This window comes from Comamonas sp. A7-5, from assembly GCF_039581385.1.
Classification (GTDB): Bacteria; Pseudomonadota; Gammaproteobacteria; order Burkholderiales; family Burkholderiaceae_C; genus Comamonas; species Comamonas thiooxydans.
Map to the genome: position 1 here is coordinate 74760 of NZ_JBCPWO010000002.1, position 21398 is coordinate 96157.

The 21398-nt window shown below is 63.3% G+C and carries 17 protein-coding genes and 1 riboswitch; of the genes, 16 read left to right on the forward strand and 1 reads right to left on the reverse strand.

Features of this window, described 5'->3' with window-relative positions; genetic code table 11:
* The first annotated feature begins 19 nt into the window (after positions 1 to 19).
* The 6 genes from AAIL67_RS03325 (at position 20) to AAIL67_RS03350 (ending at position 8289) form a co-directional block, all read left to right on the forward strand.
* Complete coding sequence (locus AAIL67_RS03325; RefSeq protein ID WP_343483399.1) at positions 20 to 2713, forward strand: sensor histidine kinase KdpD; 2694 nt, start codon at positions 20 to 22, stop codon at positions 2711 to 2713.
* 35 nt (positions 2714 to 2748) lie between these two features.
* Positions 2749 to 3456, forward strand: a complete 708-nt coding sequence (locus AAIL67_RS03330) for a response regulator (protein WP_012836924.1) — start codon at positions 2749 to 2751, stop codon at positions 3454 to 3456.
* A gap of 18 nt (positions 3457 to 3474) precedes the next feature.
* Positions 3475 to 3572, forward strand: a riboswitch (S-adenosyl-L-homocysteine riboswitch).
* Between the two features lie 75 nt (positions 3573 to 3647).
* On the forward strand, positions 3648 to 5078 hold the full coding sequence (gene ahcY, locus AAIL67_RS03335) for an adenosylhomocysteinase (RefSeq protein ID WP_054074378.1): 1431 nt from the start codon (positions 3648 to 3650) through the stop codon (positions 5076 to 5078).
* A gap of 292 nt (positions 5079 to 5370) precedes the next feature.
* Positions 5371 to 6567: a TlyA family RNA methyltransferase gene (locus AAIL67_RS03340; protein WP_063661974.1), complete on the forward strand. Its 1197-nt coding sequence runs from the start codon at positions 5371 to 5373 to the stop codon at positions 6565 to 6567.
* Positions 6568 to 6644: 77 nt separating this feature from the next.
* Positions 6645 to 7472 (forward strand): methylenetetrahydrofolate reductase [NAD(P)H], encoded by an 828-nt coding sequence (gene metF, locus AAIL67_RS03345; RefSeq protein ID WP_003061724.1) that lies wholly within the window; start codon positions 6645 to 6647, stop codon positions 7470 to 7472.
* A 139-nt stretch (positions 7473 to 7611) separates the two neighbouring features.
* A complete protein-coding gene (locus tag AAIL67_RS03350; RefSeq protein WP_343483547.1) occupies positions 7612 to 8289 on the forward strand; it encodes a septal ring lytic transglycosylase RlpA family protein in 678 nt (225 codons plus the stop codon).
* An 89-nt stretch (positions 8290 to 8378) separates the two neighbouring features.
* On the opposite strand, the gene rlmJ is transcribed toward AAIL67_RS03350, so the two are convergent.
* Positions 8379 to 9245 carry a 23S rRNA (adenine(2030)-N(6))-methyltransferase RlmJ gene (rlmJ, locus tag AAIL67_RS03355; RefSeq protein WP_012836927.1) on the reverse strand — a complete coding sequence of 289 codons (867 nt, stop codon included), beginning with the start codon at positions 9243 to 9245 and terminating at the stop codon, positions 8379 to 8381.
* Positions 9246 to 9577: 332 nt separating this feature from the next.
* Here rlmJ and rplM point away from each other — a divergent pair, with 332 nt between their 5' ends.
* The 10 genes from rplM (at position 9578) to AAIL67_RS03405 (ending at position 21398) form a co-directional block, all read left to right on the forward strand.
* Positions 9578 to 10006, forward strand: coding sequence for a 50S ribosomal protein L13 (gene rplM / locus AAIL67_RS03360; protein ID WP_003059004.1), 429 nt, complete (start codon positions 9578 to 9580; stop codon positions 10004 to 10006).
* A gap of 10 nt (positions 10007 to 10016) precedes the next feature.
* A complete protein-coding gene (gene rpsI, locus AAIL67_RS03365) occupies positions 10017 to 10409 on the forward strand; it encodes a 30S ribosomal protein S9 (RefSeq protein ID WP_003059002.1) in 393 nt (130 codons plus the stop codon).
* 211 nt (positions 10410 to 10620) lie between these two features.
* Positions 10621 to 10986 carry an iron-sulfur cluster insertion protein ErpA gene (erpA, locus tag AAIL67_RS03370; RefSeq protein ID WP_003059000.1) on the forward strand — a complete coding sequence of 122 codons (366 nt, stop codon included), beginning with the start codon at positions 10621 to 10623 and terminating at the stop codon, positions 10984 to 10986.
* A gap of 64 nt (positions 10987 to 11050) precedes the next feature.
* Complete coding sequence (gene mdtD / locus AAIL67_RS03375) at positions 11051 to 12523, forward strand: multidrug transporter subunit MdtD (protein ID WP_122974800.1); 1473 nt, start codon at positions 11051 to 11053, stop codon at positions 12521 to 12523.
* Positions 12524 to 12841: 318 nt separating this feature from the next.
* Entirely contained in the window at positions 12842 to 14446 is a 1605-nt protein-coding gene (gene xdhA / locus AAIL67_RS03380) for a xanthine dehydrogenase small subunit (RefSeq protein ID WP_343483400.1), read from the forward strand.
* A gap of 1 nt (position 14447) precedes the next feature.
* Complete coding sequence (gene xdhB, locus AAIL67_RS03385) at positions 14448 to 16874, forward strand: xanthine dehydrogenase molybdopterin binding subunit (protein ID WP_034357203.1); 2427 nt, start codon at positions 14448 to 14450, stop codon at positions 16872 to 16874.
* Positions 16875 to 17037: 163 nt separating this feature from the next.
* Positions 17038 to 18339, forward strand: coding sequence for an NCS2 family permease (locus tag AAIL67_RS03390; protein WP_003061737.1), 1302 nt, complete (start codon positions 17038 to 17040; stop codon positions 18337 to 18339).
* A gap of 477 nt (positions 18340 to 18816) precedes the next feature.
* On the forward strand, positions 18817 to 19806 hold the full coding sequence (locus AAIL67_RS03395; RefSeq protein WP_343483401.1) for an ABC transporter substrate-binding protein: 990 nt from the start codon (positions 18817 to 18819) through the stop codon (positions 19804 to 19806).
* A 12-nt stretch (positions 19807 to 19818) separates the two neighbouring features.
* Positions 19819 to 20676 carry an ABC transporter permease gene (locus AAIL67_RS03400; RefSeq protein ID WP_343483402.1) on the forward strand — a complete coding sequence of 286 codons (858 nt, stop codon included), beginning with the start codon at positions 19819 to 19821 and terminating at the stop codon, positions 20674 to 20676.
* Positions 20673 to 21398, forward strand: coding sequence for an ABC transporter ATP-binding protein (locus tag AAIL67_RS03405; protein ID WP_343483403.1), 726 nt, complete (start codon positions 20673 to 20675; stop codon positions 21396 to 21398). The genes AAIL67_RS03400 and AAIL67_RS03405 overlap by 4 nt, the downstream gene beginning before the upstream one ends.

Here is a 21398-nt window from a genome sequence, read left to right on the forward strand (position 1 = left end):
GTGATACGCTGATCGCCTGATGCCTTCATCCACACCATCCTCCGCCGCGCAGCGCCCCGACCCCGATGCGCTGGTCGCTCAACTGCAGGCAGATCGGCAGCGCGCCCATCTCGGCAAGCTGCGCATCTACTTTGGCTCCAATGCCGGAGTGGGCAAGACCTATTCCATGCTGGCGGCCGCGCAGCGCGAGCGGCAGGCCGGGCGCAAGGTTCTGGTGGGGCTGGTGGAGACGCATGGCCGTGCCGAGACCGAGCAGCAGTTGCACGACCTGGAGCTGCTGTCGCGGCGCACGCTGGCCTACCAGGGCAGGCAGCTGGACGAGTTCGATCTGGATGCAGCTCTGGCACGCCGCCCGGAGGTGCTGCTGCTCGACGAGCTGGCGCACAGCAATGTGAGCGGCTCACGCCATCCCAAGCGCTGGCAGGATGTGCAGGAGCTGCTGGAGGCGGGTATCGAGGTGTGGACCACGCTCAACGTTCAGCATCTGGAAAGCCTGAACGATGTGGTGGGCGGCATTGTGGGCATACAGGTCCATGAGACCGTGCCCGACCATATCTTTGACGATGCCGACGAGGTCATCGTGGTCGACATCCCGCCAGAGGAACTGCTCAAGCGCCTCAAGTCGGGCAAGGTCTATCCGCTGGAGCAGGCCGAGCGGGCCTCGCGAAATTTCTTTCGCCAGGGCAATTTGCTGGCGCTGCGCGAGCTGGCCTTGCGCCGCACGGCCGATCGTGTCGATGAGGACATGCGTGACTACCGCCGCGAGCGCTCCATCGGCGATGTCTGGCCCACGCGCGAGCGCCTGCTGGTGGGCGTGGGCGGCCGCGCCGGTGACGATGCCCTGGTGCGCCAGGTGGCGCGCCTGGCCAGGCGGCTGGAGGCCGACTGGGTGGTGGTCTATGTGGATGCGCCGGAGCGCCAGCATCGGCCTCGGGCAGCGCAGGAGGCCGTGCTCAAGACCCTGGCGCTGGCGGCGCGTCTGGGCGCGGAAACGGCCACCATCCCCGGCGCCCATGTGGCCCAGGCTCTGGTGGACTTTGCGCGTGAGCGCAATGCCAGTCATCTGGTGCTGGCGCGTGTGCATGAACCTTTGAGCCGCTGGCTGCGCTGGCGTGCCCCCAGCCTGTCCGAACAGATCGCTGCGCTGGATCCTGGCCTGGACGTGCTGCTGCTGTCCGTCAAGCAAAGCAAGAACGAGAGCACCTTGCGATTGCCGGCGGCGCGTGAAAAGAACATTCCGTGGAAGGGCTATGCGGGTGTGACCCTGGCTTGCCTGGCCGCTACAGCGGTGGCGGAGCTGCTGCTGCGAGTGTTCGATCCTGCCAATGTCGTCATGCTTTTCCTGCTGGTGGTGGTGCTGTCCGCCGTACGCTGGGGACGCGGCCCCGGAGCATGGGCGGCCCTGCTGTCGGTGCTGCTGTTCGATTTCTACTTTGTGCCGCCGCGCAACTCCTTCAGCGTCAACGATACGCAATACCTGTTCACCTTCAGCCTGATGCTGGGTGTGGCCCTGGTCTGCGGCCAGCTCACGGCGCGGCTGCGCCACGAGGCACGCGTGGCCGCAGAGCGCGAAAGGCGGGCCGGCGCGCTGGCCAGGCTGGCGCGTGACCTGTCGGGTGCGCTGACGCAGGAGCAGGTCACGCAGATCGCGCTGACTACGATTTCAGGCGTTTTCGATGCCCAGACCGGGCTGCTGGTGCCCGATGCCGATGAGCGCTTGCAGCCGGCGCCTGGCAGCGAAGCTCAGATCGACACCAGCGTGGGTCGCTGGAGCATGGAGCATGGCCAGATGGCCGGCCATGGAACCGATACCCTGGCAGCTGCGCCGGCACTTTATGTGCCGCTGATGGCACCTGTGCGCTCGCGCGGCGTGCTGGTACTGCAGTTGCGTGCGCCGCAACGATTGCGAGTGCCCGAGGAGCGCCGTCTGCTTGAAGCCTGTGCCAGCCAGATTGCCCTGGCATTGGAGCGTGTGCATTTTGTGGAGGTGGCGCAGCAGACCCAGATCGCCATGGAGGGCGAGCGCATGCGCAACACCTTGCTCTCGGCCGTCTCGCATGATCTGCGCACGCCGCTGACGGGCATCCTGGGCGCGGCCCAGGCGGCCTTGCCACATGCGCCGCAGGGGCCGGCGCATCACATGCTGGTGCAGATTCGCAATCAGGCACAGGCGCTGCAGCAACTGGTGGACAACCTGCTGGCCATGGCGCGCCTGCAGCAAGGCGGCGTACAGCTCAAGCGCGAATGGCTGCCGGTGGACGAGCTGGTGGGCAGCGCGCTGGCGCAGATGCGCGAGCGACTGGCCGCTCATGCGCTGCAGACCTCGCTGCCGGCCGATCTGCCCTTGCTGCAGCTCGATGCCGTGCTGATGGAGCGTGTGCTGGTCAATCTGCTGGACAACGCCATCAAGTACACGCCCGAAGGCACGACGATTACCGTGGCAGCCAGCGTGGCCGATGGCGACTGCGTGCTGAGCGTGCAGGACGCAGGGCCGGGCCTGCCCGTGCATCTGTCAGCTGAGCAACTGTTCGAGCCCTTCACGCGTGGGCAGGCGGAGAGTGCCGTGTTCGGCATGGGGCTCGGCCTGGCTCTGGCTCAGCGCATTGTGCAAGCCCATGGCGGCAGATTGCGGGTTGCACAGGCAGAGCCCGGTCCGGGCACCGTCTTCAGCGTACACCTGCCCGTGCCCGAGCAGCCGGCGATGGACGAATGAGCCGACAATCCCGTGCATCACATGCAAATCCGAACATGACAAGCGCCGCACCCCGCATCTTGCTGATTGAAGACGACGCCAGCATCCGCCGCTTTGTGCGCCTGGCATTGGAGGACGAAGGCTGGCAGGTGTTCGAGTCAGAAACCGCCAGGCGCGGCCTGATCGAGGCCGCCAGCCGCCAGCCCGACGCCGTGGTGCTGGACCTGGGGCTGCCCGATGCCGATGGCAAGACCGTGATTGCCGAGCTGCGCGCCTGGAGCCAGTTACCGATTTTGATTCTGTCCGCGCGCGAGCGGGAAGAGGACAAGGTGGCGGCGCTGGACGCCGGGGCCGATGACTACCTGACCAAGCCCTTCGGCGTGCCCGAGCTGCTGGCCAGGCTGCGCGTGATGCTGCGCCGCCGCCAGCAGGCATCGGCGGCAGACAAGCCCGGCAGCTGTGCGCGTTTCGGCGCGGTGGTGGTGGATCTGGCGGCGCACGATGTCAGGCGCGACGGTGTGGCCGTGCACCTGACGCCCATAGAGTTCCGCCTGCTGGCGGCCCTGATTGCCGGCCATGGCAAGGTGCTGACGCATCGCCAGTTGCTGCTGCAGGTCTGGGGCGCTGAATATCTGGACCGCCCCCACTATCTGCGCGTGCACATGGCCAATCTGCGCCAGAAGATAGAGCTCGATCCGGCCCAGCCCCGGCATCTGGTAACCGAGTTGCAAGTCGGTTATCGCTTGGTGGGCCTGGAAGGCTGATTCCTTTATAATCGCCGTCCATCCGAGGAGCGTTGCAGCGTTCCCCCGGCCAGCCATGAGCTGGTCTGCGCGGGGCGTGAGGCTCGGATTTCATCCCGCAACGACGCTCGCCCACGCTTTCTGTGCGGTGAGCCGGTTTATTCCCCCTCTGCTGCAGAACGTGGTTTTTCATTCAAGATTTGGAGAAAACCATGAACGCTGCCGTGCGCTTCAACCCCGCTGATTCGGCCATTACCGATATTTCCCTGGCTGCCTGGGGTCGCAAGGAAATCAGGATCGCCGAAACCGAAATGCCCGGTCTGATGGCTGTGCGTGAAGAGTTCGCCGCTGCCCAGCCCCTGAAGGGCGCGCGCATCACGGGCTCGCTGCACATGACCATCCAGACGGCCGTGCTGATCGAGACGCTGACGGCACTGGGCGCACAAGTGCGCTGGGCCTCGTGCAACATCTTCTCGACCCAGGACCACGCAGCTGCCGCCATCGCCGAAACCGGCGTGCCTGTCTACGCCATCAAGGGCGAGTCGCTGGAGGACTACTGGAACTACACCCACTCCATCTTTGAATTCGGCGCTGCCGGCACCGAAGGCGAAGGCCCCAACATGATCCTGGACGACGGCGGCGACGCCACCATGCTCATGCACCTGGGCAAGCGCGCCGAGAAGGACCTGTCCGTGCTGGCCAACCCCGGTTCGGAAGAAGAACGCATCGTCTTCGCCGCCATCAAGGCCAAGCTGGCCGTGGACCCCACCTGGTACAGCCGCAAGTCGGCCCAGATCATGGGCGTGACCGAAGAGACCACCACCGGCGTGCACCGCCTCAACGAAATGTCGGCCAAGGGCACGCTGCTGTTCCGCGCCATCAACGTCAACGACTCGGTGACCAAGTCCAAGTTCGACAACCTGTACGGCTGCCGCGAATCGCTGGTGGACGGCATCAAGCGCGCCACCGACGTGATGATCGCCGGCAAGGTGGCTTGCGTGGCCGGCTATGGTGACGTGGGCAAGGGCTCGGCCCAGGCGCTGCGCGCACTGTCGGCCCAGGTCTGGGTGACCGAGATCGACCCCATCAACGCCCTGCAGGCCGCCATGGAAGGCTACAAGGTCGTGACCATGGAATATGCTGCCGACAAGGCCGATATCTTCGTGACCACCACCGGCAACAAGGACATCATCCGCCACGAGCACATGGTTGCCATGAAGGATCAGGCCATCGTCTGCAACATCGGTCACTTCGACAACGAAATCGATGTGGCTTCGATCGAGAAGTACAAGTGGGAAGAAGTGAAGCCCCAGGTGGATCAGATCGAGTTCCCCGACGGCAAGAAGATCACCCTGCTGGCCAAGGGCCGTCTGGTGAACCTGGGCTGCGCCACCGGCCACCCCAGCTTCGTGATGTCCAACTCCTTCGCCAACCAGACCCTGGCGCAGATCGAGCTGTTCACCCGCCCCGACGCCTACGAAGTGGGCAAGGTCTATGTGCTGCCCAAGATCCTGGACGAAAAGGTCGCCCGCCTGCACCTGAAGAAGGTCGGCGCCATGCTGACCGAACTGAGCGACGAGCAGGCCGCTTATATCGGCGTGAGCAAGCAAGGCCCTTACAAGCCTGAAACGTATCGCTATTAACTCCCCCTGAGGCGCTTTGCGCCTTCCCCCTCTCTGGCTTCGCCGGATGGGGACGACAGCCTCGCTGGGGCAGCCCTTGCTGCGAGGCGGCTCTTGCTCGCTGTCCCTTGTTTGGTGTGCGCCAGTATTGGGGTTGTGTTGATTTATTTGATAGCTTCTTGCGCTTGTCGTACCTTGATTTCAGATGAATTTCTGTCTGAAACTAAGACAGGGTAAGCGCAGGAAGCTATTAAAAAACAGATTTTCTTGCCTGCAGCGTATGGCTGCGGTTGATTTCAAAGGAAGCGACGCTATGCGCGCAGATGTTTTTTTGGTTGAAGCAGGTCATGCTGCCACCCGTTCCCAGGCCCAGCGCCTGATTGCCTCGGGTGTGGAGTGGCGCCTGACGCCGCTGGCGCCATGGAAGAAAGTGGCCAAGAACGGCGATGACATTCCTGCCGGTGCCGAGCTGCAGCTGCTGGACGCCGCCGAGGCCAAATACATCTCGCGCGGCGGGCTCAAGCTCGAGGGCGCGCTGGCCGCGACCGGCCTCAGCGTCAAGGGCTTGCGCTGCCTGGATGTGGGCCAGAGCACGGGCGGCTTCACCGATTGCCTGCTGCAGGCCGGTGCGACCCAGGTCATCGGCCTCGACGTGGGCCACGGCCAGTTGCATGAGCGCCTGAAAAATGACGAACGCGTGGTCTGCGTCGAGGGCTTCAACGCCCGCGCGCTGACGCCCGAGCTGCTGGAGAAGGCCTGCGACGAGGCGCTGTGCGAAGTCATCGAGGAAGAAGAGGACAACGACACCCAGCCCATCGCTCCCTATGCCTGGATGCGCAACGGCGGTCAGGTCGATGAAGACTATGACGACAGCGACGATGCCAAGGAACAGGATGTCGAGAGCTTCAAGGCCGAGCGCGCCGCCAAGGCCAAGGCCCGGGCCGAAGGTCTGGCTCCGGTGGAGTTGCGCCGCAAGCCCGGCACCGAAAATATCGACATCAGCCCGGCCTTTGATTTCGTGACCGGCGATCTGTCCTTCATCTCGCTGACCCTGGTGCTGCCTGCCGTGGTGCAGCTGCTCAAGCCCCATGGCCAGCTGCTGATGCTGGTCAAGCCCCAGTTCGAGCTGCAGCCCGGCCAGATCGGCAAGGGCGGCATCGTGCGCGACACGGCCTTGTACGCCGAGGTCGAAAAACGCATTCGCGACTGCCTCGGAGATCTGGGGCTGAGCGTCAAGCAGTGGCTGGACTCGTCCATTGAAGGCGGCGACGGCAATCACGAATTCTTTGTCTGGGCCCAGCAGGGCGCCGAAGTCAAGGCTCCGGCCCCCGCTGCTGCCGACGAGGTCGCTGCGGCCAGGCCGGCCGTCAAGGCAGCCGCCAAGCGCCCTTCGCGTGCCGATATCAAGGCCCAGCGCGCCAAGCAGGAGCTGTATGAAGACCCCGAGGTGGCCAGCTTCGGCCAGCCCGGCCCGGCCCGCAGCAAGCAGAAAAAGCGCAACGAACGTTGAGCGTTGAGTAAAAAGCGTGGCGGGTGCCGAGCCTTCGACGCCCGCACATGATCCAGGATTCAGAGACATAGACCGCCATGAGCTTTCCCGTCAGCTTCGAGTTTTTCCCCACCAAGACGCCCGAGGGCGCTGCCAAGCATGTGGGCGTGCGCCAGGCCCTGTATGCGCGCAAGCCCGAGTTCTGCTCCGTGACCTATGGCGCGGGTGGCTCCACTCAGGCCGGCACCTTCACCATGGTGCGCGACATTCAGAACGAGGGTGTGGGCGCGGCCTCGCACTTCTCCTGCATCGGCGCCACGCATGAAAAAGTGCGCGCCGAGCTGAACGAACTCAAGGCCATGGGCGTCAAGCGCATCGTCGCCTTGCGCGGCGACCTGCCCAGCGGCTACGGCCTGGGCGGCGAGTTCCAGTACGCCAGCGATCTGGTGGCTTTCGTGCGCCAGGAGTTCGGCGACTGGTTTCACATCGAAGTGGCCGCCTATCCCGAAACTCACCCCCAAGCAAAGTCCCCTCGCAGCGATCTGGACGCATTTGTTGCTAAAGTGCGCGCTGGTGCAGATTCCGCCATCACGCAATACTTCTACAATGCCGACGCATACATGCGCTTTGTCGATGAGGTGAGGGCCCTGGGGCTCGACGTGCCGGTCGTGCCAGGAATCATGCCGATTACCAGCTCTACGCAGCTGATGCGCTTCTCGGATGCGTGTGGTGCCGAGATTCCGCGCTGGATTCGTCTGCGTCTGCAGGCGTTCGGAGATGACACCGCTTCCATTCGTGCGTTCGGTCTGGATGTCGTGACTCATCTATGCGAGCAGTTGCGCAGCCAGGGTGCTCCCGGGCTGCACTTCTATACGATGAACCAGAGCGTCGCCACTCTGGAGATCTGCGACCGTCTGGGCCTGTAAGCCAAAAGCTTGCCGGCCGCGAGGCGGCCGGTCTTGGGCGGCTCTCACTTGAGCTTTCAAGGAGATTGCGCCCGTGCAACCGAAATTTTGGCGCTTGCGTTGTTGTCAGTGGATAGGTCTTGCCGTCGTCACCGCGACCATGGCCGGCTGTGCTCCGCTGCAGGAAAAGTCCGAGGAACAGTCCCCCGTCGTTCAGAGCCAGCCCCGAAAAAAGGGCGCGCAGCCCACGGTCTCCGGCCCCCTGCTGCCCGACGCCTATGCGCGCAGCAACTATCGCGACAAAGGCCTGGGCGTCAAGGCCAACAAGCCTGCGGATGCCGACAAGGCAGACCTGCCCGAAGACAGCAGCAAGTACGAGCTGAGCCCTCCGCGAGAAAGCGACCAGGAGGGCCTGGCCTCCTGGTATGGCGGGCAGTTCCACGGCCGCAAGACGGCCAGCGGCGAGCGCTTTGACAGCATGGACATGACGGCAGCGCACAAGACCCTGCCTTTCGGAACGCGCGTTTGCGTGCGCAGCTCCGTGACCGGCAAGAGCGTGGTGGTGCGTATCAATGACCGCGGCCCCTTTGCGCCGGGTCGCATCATCGACCTGAGCAAGGCCGCGGCCCAGGAGCTGGGCATGCTGGGCCTGGGCATCAAGCCCGTGGAGCTGTGGCAGCTGGACGCCGATGAGGACGAGTGCCCGGCCACGCTCAATGCTTCGAGCAAGAAGCGCCATCCCAGTGTGGCGCAGGGCGCTGCCGCCTCCAAGACGCGCGCAGCGTCCGCGAATCAGCCCGCGCGCAAGGTTTCCCAGACCGCCAAGCGCAAGCGCTGAACCATTGTTGCTGTTGAAGGGGTGCAGCCGGTGAAGCTGGCGCGCCCGGACTGCAGAGGGCCGGCAAGGGCCGGCCTACAGCCGCGTAGTTAGCCGCCAGACTCCAGCGTAAAGCCTGCATTGCTGTCCTGACCCAGCAGCTTGACCAGCTGCGGCATGGCGGGCTTGAGCTGATCCTTGAGATTGAATGGCGGGTTGATCAGAAACATGCCGCTGGCAGGCAGGCCGCCGCGTTCGGAGGTCTTGTTGCTCTTGACCGTGAGCGTTGCATGCAACCAGCTCTTGCCGGCCTTGGTTGCCATGGTCTTGAGCCGCTTGGGCAGATCGTGGGCTTCGGGGCGCGGGATGATGGGGTACCAGACGGCGTAAGTGCCTGTGGGAAAGCGCTTGAGACCGTCCGCCGCCATGTCCAGCACGCGGCCGTAGTCGGTCTTCAATTCGTAGCTTGGATCGCAGAGCAGCAAGGCGCGGCGCGATGGCGGAGGCAGGAATTTCTTCACGCCTTCGAAACCATCCTCGTGCAGGATGGCGACCTGGCGCCTGACTTCCAGCTGGGCCATGTTGCCGGTCAGAGAGCGCATGTCCGTGGGGTGCAGTTCAAAGGCCTTGAGACGGTCATGACCGCGCAGCAGCGCCTGGGTGATGAAGGGCGAGCCGGGATAGTTGCGGATGGCATTGCCCTGGTTGAAGCGACGCACCATCTGAAGATAGTCCTGCAGCACCGGGGCCAGCTCGGCCTCCTTGGCGGCAGCCAGGCGCAGCACGCCTTCCTCGGCCTCGCCGCTCTTGCTGGCGTAGTCGCCGTCCAGGCGGTACAGGCCGGCGCCGCCGTGGGTGTCGAGCACCGTCAGCGCAGCCTCTTTTTGCGTGAGGTATTGCACGGTGGCAATCAGAACGGTGTGCTTGAGCACATCGGCGTGATTGCCTGCATGGAAGGCGTGGCGGTAACTGAACATAGAAATGGATGGTAACCAGCAGGGCAAGAGGGGAACAGCACTTTTTACCCTGTGGTCTTTAAAGGCTGTCGGCGCCTGGATGCAGAGGGAGAAACAGGCACTAGGGGCTGTTTCACAACAGGCTGCTGCACGAAAACACGCAGATTCTGGCGTTTTTGTATAATGGCGGGCTTCGCAGCGATTTTATGGTTCCCGCGGCGAAGGCTTGGTCCAAGTTTAAATTGGTCCGAGTAACCCCGCCTAAGAGGCTTCCTTTAAAAGACCTGTCTTTTTCAAGAAGAAGCACCGACCGCGGAAAAGGGACCGCCAAACCTTCTTGAAAGAGAAAACTCATGTCTACATTCAGCGCAAAGCCCGCTGAGGTGCAACACGAGTGGTTTGTGATTGACGCCACCGATAAGGTGCTCGGACGTGTCGCCAGCGAAGTGGCACTCCGTCTGCGCGGCAAGCACAAGGCCATTTACACACCTCACGTTGACACCGGTGACTACATCGTCATCATCAACGCCTCCAAGCTCAAGGTCACTGGTACCAAGAACCTGGACAAGGTGTACTACCGTCACTCCGGTTTCCCCGGCGGCATCACTGCCACCAACTTCCGCGACCTGCAAGCCAAGTTCCCTGGCCGTGCTCTCGAGAAGGCCGTCAAGGGCATGCTGCCCAAGGGTCCTCTGGGCTACGCCATGATCAAGAAGCTGAAGGTTTACGGCGGTGCTGAGCACCCCCATACCGCACAGCAGCCTAAGGCTCTGGAAATCTAAGGAGACCTAGATGATTGGTGATTGGAACAATGGCACAGGCCGTCGCAAGTCCAGCGTCGCTCGCGTGTTTCTGAAGAAGGGCTCCGGCAAGATTACTGTGAATGGCAAGGACATTCAGCAGTACTTCGGTCGCGAAACCTCCATCATGATCGCAAAGCAACCCCTGGTTCTGACTGAGAACCTGGAGACTTTCGACATTCAAGTGAACGTCCATGGCGGCGGCGAATCCGGTCAAGCCGGTGCAACCCGTCACGGCATCACCCGTGCCCTGATCGACTATGACGCAGCTCTGAAGCCTGCACTGAGCCAAGCCGGCTTCGTGACTCGCGACGCTCGTGAAGTCGAACGTAAGAAGGTCGGTCTGCACTCCGCACGCCGCGCCAAGCAGTTCTCGAAGCGTTAATCCGTTTCCCCTGCAGGAAAGACTCTGCGGAGTCTTTTCAAGAAAAGCCGCCTCGAATGCAAATTCCTGGCGGTTTTTTCATGGGCGGTCGCAGCCTTGTCCAGCGCTTGCGCAAAGCCCCCACTTGCACTGGCGACAAAGAGATACGGCCGGTATTCCCGAGCCCCTTGCTGTACCATTTCAGGCAATCAAGAAACTACGGAGTAATGCCATGAGCGCCGTTGCTGAAACCACGACCACCGAAATGCCTTCCCCCATCGTCTTCACCGACAGCGCTGCTGCCAAGGTGGCCGACCTGATTGCCGAAGAAGGCAATCCCGATCTGAAGCTGCGCGTTTTTGTGCAAGGTGGTGGCTGCTCCGGTTTTCAGTACGGTTTCACCTTCGACGAGATCACCAATGACGACGACACCACCATGACCAAGAACGGTGTCTCGCTGCTGATCGACTCCATGAGCTATCAATACCTGGTGGGTGCCGAGATCGACTACAAGGAAGACCTGCAAGGCGCTCAGTTCGTGATCAAGAACCCCAATGCCTCGACCACCTGCGGCTGCGGCTCCAGCTTCTCGGTCTGAGTGAAATGATTGTCCGCGCGCCGGCCGCTTTGGTCTGGCGCTCGCATATTGCTTAAGCCGCTGCTTGTCAGCGGCTTTTTTGTTGCCTTGCCGACTCGTTCCGGAGCTGCCCATGGGTGAGATGCCCACCGCGCACCATAGTGCCCCCCATAAAGAAAGACTGCTTTGGCTGGTGGCCATAGGCTTTTTCATGCAGTCGCTGGACGCGACCATTCTCAACACGGCGTTGCCGGCCATGGCGACCGAGCTGGGCGAGAGCCCGATGAAGATGCAGTCCGTCATCGTGGCCTATGCGCTGACCACGGCCATGCTGATCCCGGCCACGGGCTGGGTGGCCGACCGCTTTGGCACGCGGCGTGTCTACGGCTGGGCGATAGGCCTGTTTGTGCTGGGCTCGGTGCTGTGCGCACTCTCGCCCAGCCTGCCGTTTCTGATCGCGGCACGCGTGGTGCAGGGCGTGGGCGGGGCCATGATGCTGCCGGTGGGGCGGCTGGCCGTGCTGCGTACCTATCCGCGCGGCGAGTTCATTCGTGCCATGAGCTTCATCGCCATTCCGGGCCAGGTCGGGCCGTTGCTGGGGCCTACCCTGGGCGGCTGGATGGTGGAGTACGCCAGCTGGCACTGGATCTTCTGGATCAATGTGCCCGTGGGACTGATCGGACTGTGGGCCACCTGGCGCTGGTTTCCGCGCAGTGCACCCGTGCCCGTGCACCGCTTTGACGGCAAGGGCTATGCCATGCTGGCCTTCGGCATGGTGGCCATTTCCATCGCGCTGGACGGCCTGTCCGGCATGGGGCTGGGCATGGCGCTGGTGGTGGTGCTCATGGTGTTCGGCCTGGCCAGTCTGGCCAGCTACTGGATGCATGCGCTGCGCGTGGATGAGCCGCTGTTTGCGCCGGGCCTGTTCAAGGTGCGCTCGCTGCGCGTGGGCCTGCTGGGCAATCTGTTCACCCGCTTCGGCAGCGGTGCCGCGCCGTTCCTGATCCCGCTGATGCTGCAGGTCGGCCTCAAGATGTCGCCCATGAACGCGGGCCTGATGATGCTGGCTACCGTCACCGGCAGCATGCTGGTCAAGCGCATTGCCGTGCGCACGGTGCAGCGCTTTGGCTACAAGCGCGTGCTGCAGGTCAATTCGGTGATGCTGGCGGTGATGCTGGCCTCCTTCGGGCTGGTGGTGCCTGGAACGCCGGTCTGGCTGCTGCTGGTGCAGCTGTTCATCTTCGGCGGCTTCAACTCCATGCAGTTCTCGGCCATGAATTCGGTCACGCTCAAGGACATGGAGGGCGAGTCTGCGAGCAGCGGCAACAGCCTGCTGTCCATGGTGCAGATGCTGGCCATGAGCATGGGCGTGGCACTGGCCGGAGCCCTGCTGACGGGCTTCAGCGATATGTGGCCGACGCACAGCGACGAGCGCATGCAGGCCATTCGCGCCACCTTTGTGACGGTGGCATTGATGACGCTGGCGGCGACGCTGGTGTTCAGCCAGCTCGATGCCGACGAGCCGGTGCGCCCGGCTCCGGATGGTGGCGATGCCTGAAAATTTGATAGCTTATAGCGCTTGTCAATAAAAGATTTCAGATTGTTTTCAATTTGAAGTCGTTTATTGGAGGGTGCTAATAGCTATTGATAGAGGAGCTCTACTCGGCTCTCGCTTCCTGGGATTTACCCGTAGGCTGCCGGGTTTTGTACGGGTTCACCCTTGATTTTGGTCACGGATATATGACGCGCTACATAGCCCCTATGAGCGCGTCTGTATGAGAAGCTGCCCATGCAGGCGTAGCCTTCGATCTTGACGAATGCTGCGTTTGGAATGCATCTTGCATGCAGGCATTCAATCTCACCCTGTCCCACGATCATGAGCACCAGTCAGAACTCTCAACCGATACGCTTCTTCCACCGCGGCGAGGTGGTGGAAGTGCAAGGCCCGCACCCCACACGCTCCGTGCTCCAATGGCTGCGCGAGGATGCCCATTGCACCGGCACCAAGGAAGGCTGCAACGAAGGCGACTGCGGTGCCTGCACGGTAGTCATCGGCGAGCTGGCCGAAGCCGGCGATACCGAGGCCGTCAACGGCCTGCGCCTGCAGACCGTCAATGCCTGCATTCAGTTTCTGCCCAGCCTGCATGGCAAGGCCTTGTTCACGGTGGAAGACCTCAAGAGCCAGTGCGCGGGCAAGTCTGCCTGCGCCGGCAAGCCCGCAGGCCCGCAAAGCCTGCATCCGGTACAGCAGGCCATGGTGGAGTGCCATGGTTCGCAATGCGGCTTCTGCACGCCCGGCATCGTGATGACGCTGTGGTCGGCCTATGAGCATCACCAGCAGCAGGGCAGCGAGCCCACGCGCCAGCAACTGGCCGACGAACTCTCGGGCAATCTGTGCCGCTGCACGGGCTACCGCCCGATTCTCGATGCCGGTCAGCGCATGTTCGACCTGCCTGCGGTGCGGCTGGATACGGCGCCCGTGGTGGCTGCGCTGCAAGGCCTGCAGGCCGGCAATGCAGGGCTGAACTATGCGGCGCCCCAGGGCCTGCGCACGGACTTCTTCCATGCTCCGCGCACGCTGGCGGATCTGGCCGGTCTGTGCGAGGCCAAGCCCAAGGCCCGCATCGTGGCAGGCTCCACCGATGTGGGACTCTGGGTCAACAAGCAGTTCCGCGATCTGGGCGACATGATTTACGTCGGCGACGTGGCCGAGATGAAGCGCATTGAAGTGCGGCCCGACGCCGAGGGTGGCGAACTGTACATCGGCGCCGGGGCTTCGCTGGAATCGGCCTGGAGCGCGCTGGTGCAGCGCTGGCCCAGTCTGACCGATGTCTGGCTGCGCTTTGCTTCCACGCCCATCCGCCACGCGGGAACCATGGGCGGCAATGTGGCCAATGGTTCGCCTATCGGCGATTCGCCACCGGTGCTGATGGCGCTGGATGCCCAGATCGAGCTGCGCAAGGGCGAGCGCGTGCGCCGCATGCCGCTGACGGATTTCTATCTGGACTATATGAAGAACCAGCTGGAGGCGGGCGAGTTCGTGCAGGCCCTGGCTGTGCCGCTGGCGGCCATGCAGCGCCAGGTGCGCGGCTACAAGATCAGCAAGCGCTTCGACTGCGATATCTCTGCCCTGTGCGCCGGCTTTGCCATTGAGCTCGATGGCGAGATCGTGCAATCCATCAGGCTGGCTTTTGGCGGCATGGCCGCCACGGTCAAAAGAGCGGCGGCAGCCGAAGCGGCCCTGCTGGGCAAGCCCTGGAGCCTTGAAAATGTGAAGGCCGCGCAGGCCGCGCTGGCCCAGGATTTCAAGCCCATGAGCGATATGCGCGCCAGCGCCGATTACCGCCTCAAGGTGGCGCAGAACCTGATCCAGCGTCTGTGGCTGGAAACGCGCGCCGATCAGCCGCAGGGCACTGATGCGACCAGTGTCTGGAGCGTGATGCCCCACGTCGTTCCCGCCGCCGTGGAGCAAGGAGTCTGAAATGAACAACCCCCTTGAATTGACGAATGAACTGGTGGCGGAAGCCTTTGCCGATTACCGCAAGAATCAGGCCTATCGCATTGACGAAGTGACCGAGGCCAAGGCCCATGATCAGGGCGCACGCGTGGGCGTCAGCCGCAAGCACGAGTCCGCACACCTGCATGTGGCCGGCGAGGCCGCCTATATCGACGACCTGCCCGAGCTGGAAGGCACGCTGCATTGTGCGCTGGGGCTCTCGCCCGTGGCCCACGGCCGTTTGACGGCGCTGGCGCTGGAGGCCGTGCGGGCCATGCCCGAAGTGGTGGACGTGATCACGGCAGCCGACATCCCCGGTGTCAACGACTGCGGCTCCATCATTCATGACGACCCGATTCTGTGCGACGGCGAAATCCGCTACGTAGGCCAGCCCCTGTTCGCCGTGATTGCCCGCTCGCGCGATGCGGCAAGACGTGCGGCCGCCCTGGCCAAGGCAGCGGCCACCATCAGCGAGCTGCCGCCCGTGCTGACACCGCGCAAGGCCCATGAGCTGGGGCAGTATGTGATGCCGCCCATGCACCTGGAGCGCAGCACGCGGGAAGGCGGCGCGCGCGCCGCCATGGATGCCGCGCCGCACCGCCTCAAGGGTTCCTTCGATGTGGGCGGGCAGGAGCAGTTCTATCTGGAAGGGCAGATCAGCTATGCCACGCCCAAGGAAGACGGGGCTGTGCACATTCATTGCTCCACCCAGCATCCCAGCGAGATGCAGCATCTGGTGGCTCATGCTCTGGGCGTGGCTTCGCACAGCGTGCATGTGGAATGCCGGCGCATGGGGGGCGGCTTCGGCGGCAAGGAATCGCAGTCGGCGCTGTTCGCCTGCGTGGCGGCCGTGGCGGCAACCAGGCTGCAGAAACCGGTCAAGCTGCGTCTGGACCGCGACGACGACTTCATGATTACCGGTCGCCGTCACTGCTTCTGGTATGAGTACGAAGTGGGCTATGACGATGAAGGCCGCGTGCTGGGAGCCGAGATCTCCATGGTCTCGCGCGCCGGTCACTCTGCCGATCTGTCGGCGCCCGTGATGACGCGTGCGCTCTGCCATTTCGACAATACCTACTGGCTGCCCGATGTGCTCATGCATGGCTATATGGGCAAGACCAATACCCAGAGCAATACGGCTTTCCGTGGCTTTGGCGGACCTCAGGGCGCGATTGCCATCGAGAACATTTTGGATACGGTGGCGCGCAGCCTGGGGCGCGATCCGCTCGATGTGCGGCGCGTCAACTTCTACGGCAAGGGCGAGCGAAACATCACGCCCTATGAGCAGGTCGTGACCGATAACGTGATTCACGAGCTGGTGGCCGAGCTGGAGGAGTCCAGCGACTACCGTGCGCGCCGTGCGGCCGTGAATGCCTTCAACGCCGGCAGTGCCGTGCTCAAGCGCGGCCTGGCGCTGACGCCGCTGAAGTTCGGCATCTCCTTCAATGTGGCCCACTTCAACCAGGCCGGCGCACTGGTCCATATCTATACCGATGGCTCGATTCTCGTGAACCATGGCGGCACCGAAATGGGCCAGGGCCTGAACACCAAGGTGGCGCAGGTGGTGGCGCATGAGCTGGGCGTGGCATTCGAGAATGTGCGCGTGACGGCCACCGATACCAGCAAGGTGGCCAACACCTCGGCCACGGCGGCTTCGACGGGAGCCGACCTCAACGGTAAGGCCGCACAGGATGCCGCACGCCAGCTGCGCGAGCGTCTGGCCGAATGCGCCGCACGCCTGCATGGCGGCGATGCCCATGACGTGCGCTTTGCCAACAATGCGGTGCAGGTCAACGGCCAGAATGTGCCGTTTGCCGAGCTGGTGCGCGCAGCCTATCTGCAGCGTGTTCAGCTGTGGTCGGATGGCTTCTATGCCACGCCCGGCCTGCACTGGGACGGCAAGCGCATGAAGGGTCACCCCTTCTTCTACTTTGCCTATGGCGCGGCCGTCAGCGAAGTGGTCATCGATACGCTGACGGGCGAATGGAAGCTGCTGCGCGCCGATGTGCTGCATGACGTGGGCCGCTCGCTGAACCCGGCCGTCGATGTGGGCCAGGTGGAGGGGGCCTTCATTCAGGGCATGGGCTGGCTGACCACCGAGGAACTGGTCTGGCATCCGCAAACCGGAAAGCTCACGACCCACGCGCCCAGCACCTACAAGATTCCTACTGCCAATGACTGCCCGCCGGTCTTCAATGTGCGCCTGTTCGAGGGCGATAACTATGAAGACTCCATCCACCGCAGCAAGGCCGTGGGCGAGCCCCCGCTGCTGCTGCCGTTCTCGGTGTTCTTCGCGATTCGCGATGCGGTGTCGGCTGCCGGCGAGCATCGCATGAACCCTCCTCTGCAGGCGCCTGCCACGTCAGAGGCCATCCTGCGAGCAGTGGAAGCCGTTCAAGGGCACACTGGCTAGTTTTTCCTCACAGGTGTTGTCGCCTTGCGGGGCGGCAGCCATTCTGAGTCATGGCTGTTTGCCGCGGGGCAAGGCCATGTGCTGCGCCGTCCATTTGGCGGCGCAGGACCGGGCGCGTTCCTCGCGTTGCGCCTCGCATGCAAAACAACACGGAGACTATGCAATGAACTGGACAGAGCGGATATTCAAACTCAGGGAGCACAACACCAATGTGCGCACCGAACTGGTCGCAGGACTGACGACCTTTCTTTCAATGGCCTACATCATGTTCGTCAACCCCTCCATTCTGGGGGATGCGGGCATGCCCAAGGGCTCGGTCTTTGTCGCCACCTGCCTGATCGCAGCGCTGGGCTCGACCATCATGGCGCTGTATGCCAACTACCCGATTGCGCTGGCGCCGGGCATGGGGCTGAACGCCTATTTTGCCTACGTGGTGGTGCTCAAGATGGGCTATACGTGGGAGGCTGCCCTGGGGGCGGTGTTCGTCTCGGGATGTCTGTTCCTGATCTGCACCATGCTGGGCCTGCGTGAGCTCATCATCAAGGGCATACCGCAGTCCATACGCGTTTCCATCACCGTGGGTCTGGGTCTTTTCCTGGCGCTGATCGCGCTCAAGACCGCCGGTGTGGTCGCTGCCGACCAGAACACCTATGTGACGCTGGGCGATCTGCACAAGCCCGAGGTCATCATGGCGCTGCTGGGCTTTTTGCTGATCGTGGTGCTGGACCGTCTCAAGGTGCCGGGCGCCTTGCTGATCGGCATCCTGGCCGTGACGGTGGCCTCGTTCTTCTTCGGCGGCAATACCTTCCACGGCATCTTCTCGGCACCTCCCTCCATCGAGCCCACCTTCATGAAGCTCGACATCAAGACGGCGCTGACCACGGGCTTCCTCAACGTGGTGCTGGTGTTCTTCCTGGTGGAACTGTTTGATGCCACCGGCACGCTGATGGGCGTGGCGCGTCGCGCCGGCCTGCTGGTGCCTGAGCGCATGGGGCGTTTCAACCGCTCGCTGCTGGCCGATTCGGGCGCGATTTTTGTGGGCTCCATCCTGGGTACCTCCAGCACCACCGCCTATGTGGAGAGCGCTGCCGGTGTGCAGGCCGGCGGCCGTACCGGTCTGACGGCTCTCACGGTTGCCATGCTGTTCCTGGCTTGCTTGTTCATCGCGCCGCTGGCCGGTGTGGTGCCCGGCTATGCCACTGCGCCTGCGCTGCTGTTCGTGGCCTGCCTGATGCTGCGTGACCTGACGGAAGTGCAGTGGGATGAAACCACCGAAGCCATACCGGCAGTCGTCACCGCGCTGATGATGCCTTTCACCTACTCCATCGCCAACGGTCTGGCCTTCGGCTTCATCACCTATGCCGTACTCAAGCTTTGCACTGGCAAGGTCAAGGAGGTGCACTGGATCATGTGGGTGATTGCTGCCCTGTTCCTGTTCAAGTTCATCTACGTCGGCGGTCACTGAGCGCCCATACGCCGATCAAGCCTGGCAGTAATCTGTGCCGGGCCATGTCAGTCGGAGGAGAGGCCGGCTGACATGGCTCGCTGGAGCGTGCCAGGCATGAAATCACAGATGCGACAAGCAGTCCGGCTTCTGGTGGGGTCGGGCTGTTTTGCATTGTGAGTGGCAAGACATTTGCAAGCATGTCATCCGAGCATGTGTTGACAGCTAGACACCCAGGCCCCAGGTGGCCGGCCATTTCCCCAAGCTTCAACAACATTGATTTCATGAGCATATTGCTGAATCAAAGCTTGTTGCGCGCTTTGCGGGTGGCGGAATTCAACTCGTGCCGTCTTAAGTGCTTGGCAGCACAGTGAAATTCATGCGAGGCCGGTGAGCTGACTCCGGCGCTCGGATGAGTTGGTTGTTTCCAAATTTGAAATCAATATTTTTTGATCGATCGACTGCTCCCTAGCATCCGTCCCATTGCATACATGGGAGATGGAAGTGGACAAGCGTCGATTCCTGCTGGCAGGGCCTTCATTGCTGGCAGTGACTGCCATGGGCACCACCGGTGTTGCACGTGCTGCGGCAGACGCCAGGACCAGGCTGGTTGTCGCCGATCAGAGCGAGCTGATTCGTCATCTGCTGGATGCCAGCGGTGAGCGCAAGAAGACCGGCTTTCAGCTGGAGCTGCCCAATTTTGCCGGCGGTCCGGCCATTTTCGAGGCCATCCGCGCCGGGGCACTGGACATGGCTTATGTGGGAGATACGCCTCCCATACAGGCGCGGGCCGCAGGCGTGAACCTGCCCATCATCGCGACCTTCACCCGAGCCAGGGCGGAATATCGTTTGCTCCAGCATGCCGGAGCCGGGGTGGAGCGCCTGAGCGATCTGCGCGGCAAGCGCGTGAGCTATGTGGAAGGCTCGGGGCGCCAGGTGTTCCTCATCGAGGCGCTGAACCGGGCGGGCCTGACGCTCAAGGATGTCACGCTGGTGCATCTGCGCGTGGCCGAGCTCAACGATGCCTTGCGCGCCCGTGCCGTCGATGTCGCCACCATTTCCGAGCCGCATGTCACGCGACTGTCCAGGCAGGTTGGAGCGCGCGTGGTGCCCGATCCACTGGAGCGGCAACTGCTGCCGTCCACCTCCTATATCTATGCCCGCCCGGATGTGCTGGCCGATCCGCAAAAGGCAGAAGCCATCCGCGAATTCCTGGCCTCCTTCGTGCGTGCGGGGCGCTGGAGCAATACCCATCGCAAGGAATGGGGGCAGCATTACCTGCGCAACTTCCAGCGCCTCGATGCCGAGAGCGCGGCGGCCATCCAGGCGGCGCAGGCTCCGCTGGAGTTCCAGACGGCGGCACAGGCCCAGCCCCATCATCAGAAACTCATCGACATCCTGCACAGCGCAGGCAGTCTGCCCCGGCGCCTGGATGCCAGGGATTCCTTTGTGGCGAGCTATGACGGCGTGATCGTCGCCAATCGCTGAGGAGTGGCCGTGATGACACCGATTCCTCTGGAAGCGCGCTTGGCCGGCTGGCAGTCTCAGACTGGATCGCCGCTCGCCGCGCCAGACCGCAAAGCCCCGGCGCTGGTGCCGGCCCGCCTGTCGCCGGGCATGCTGCTGGCCGGGCCCGTCCTGCTGCTGCTGTTGTGGGAGGCTGCATCGCGCCTGGGTTATCTCTCGCCCGAGACGCTGACCGCACCGTCGCAGGCTCTGCGTACCGGCTACGAAATGGTGCTCGATGGCAGCCTGCTGCCGCATCTGCTGGCTTCGGCCGGGCGCGCCTACACGGGACTGTTTCTGGGCATTGTGGTGGGAGTGTTGCTGGCGCTGGCCGCCGGACTGAGCCGCAGCGGCGAGGCCCTGATCGATGGCCTGGTGCAAATCAAGCGGGCCGTTCCCACGCTGGCGCTGATCCCGCTGGCCATCATCTGGCTGGGCATAGGCGAGGCGATGAAGGTCTTCCTCATCTTTACCGCAGTGTTGATTCCCATCTACATCAACACCCATGCAGCGCTGCGCAGCATCGACATCGGCCATGTGGAGCTGGCTCAGACGCTGGGACTGTCGCGTGCCGAATTCATTCGCAAGGTGGCGCTGCCGGGTGCCTTTCCGGGCTTTTTTGTCGGCCTGCGCATGGCGGTCTCGCTGTGCTGGACGGCGCTGGTGGTGCTGGAGCTGATCAACACGCAGACCGGTATCGGCTATCTGATGAACCGTGCGCGCGACTGGGGGCAGACCGATGTGATCGTGGTGGGAATCCTGATCTACGCGCTGCTGGGTCTGCTGTCCGACGCCGCAGTGCGGCGCCTGGAGGCACATGTGCTGTCCTATCGGAGGTCGCTGGGATCATGAGCAATCCATCATTGACCGGTGCCGTGCAACTGCGCTGCTTCAGTCGCAGCTTCCATGGCAAGCAGGTGCTCGACGACCTCCATCTCGATATCACCCCCGGGCAGTTCGTGGCATTGCTGGGGGAGTCGGGCTCGGGCAAGACCACGCTGTTGCGGGCCCTGGCCGGCCTCGATGCCGAGGCCCGGAGTTCGGGGGCGGCGCTGGCCCATGGCAATGTCTCAGTGCTGTTCCAGGACTCGCGCCTGCTGCCCTGGCTGACGGTGCTGGACAACCTGACGCTGGGGCTGGATGCGCAGGCGGCCCGGCCCGCCGCAGTGCAATTACTGCGCGAGGTGGGCCTGGAAGACAAGGCCGCGGTCTGGCCCGCCACCCTGTCCGGTGGGCAAAAGCAAAGAGCGGCACTGGCTCGCTCCTTGCTGCGCGAGCCGCATGTGCTGCTGGCCGACGAGCCTTTTGGCGCCCTGGATGCGCTGACCCGCATGCGCATGCAAGGCCTTTTGCGGCGCATGGTGGAGCGCATACGCCCGACGGTGATCCTGGTGACCCACGATGTGGACGAATCCCTGCTGCTGGCAGACCGGATTCTGGTGCTCAGGGACGGAAAGATCGCCGAAGACCATGCGCTGGATCTGACCCATCCGCGGCGACCCGATCACCCCGCTTTCATGCAGCTGCGCGCGACCTTGCTGCGCAGTCTGGGTGTGGAAGCCGAACTTGTCTGA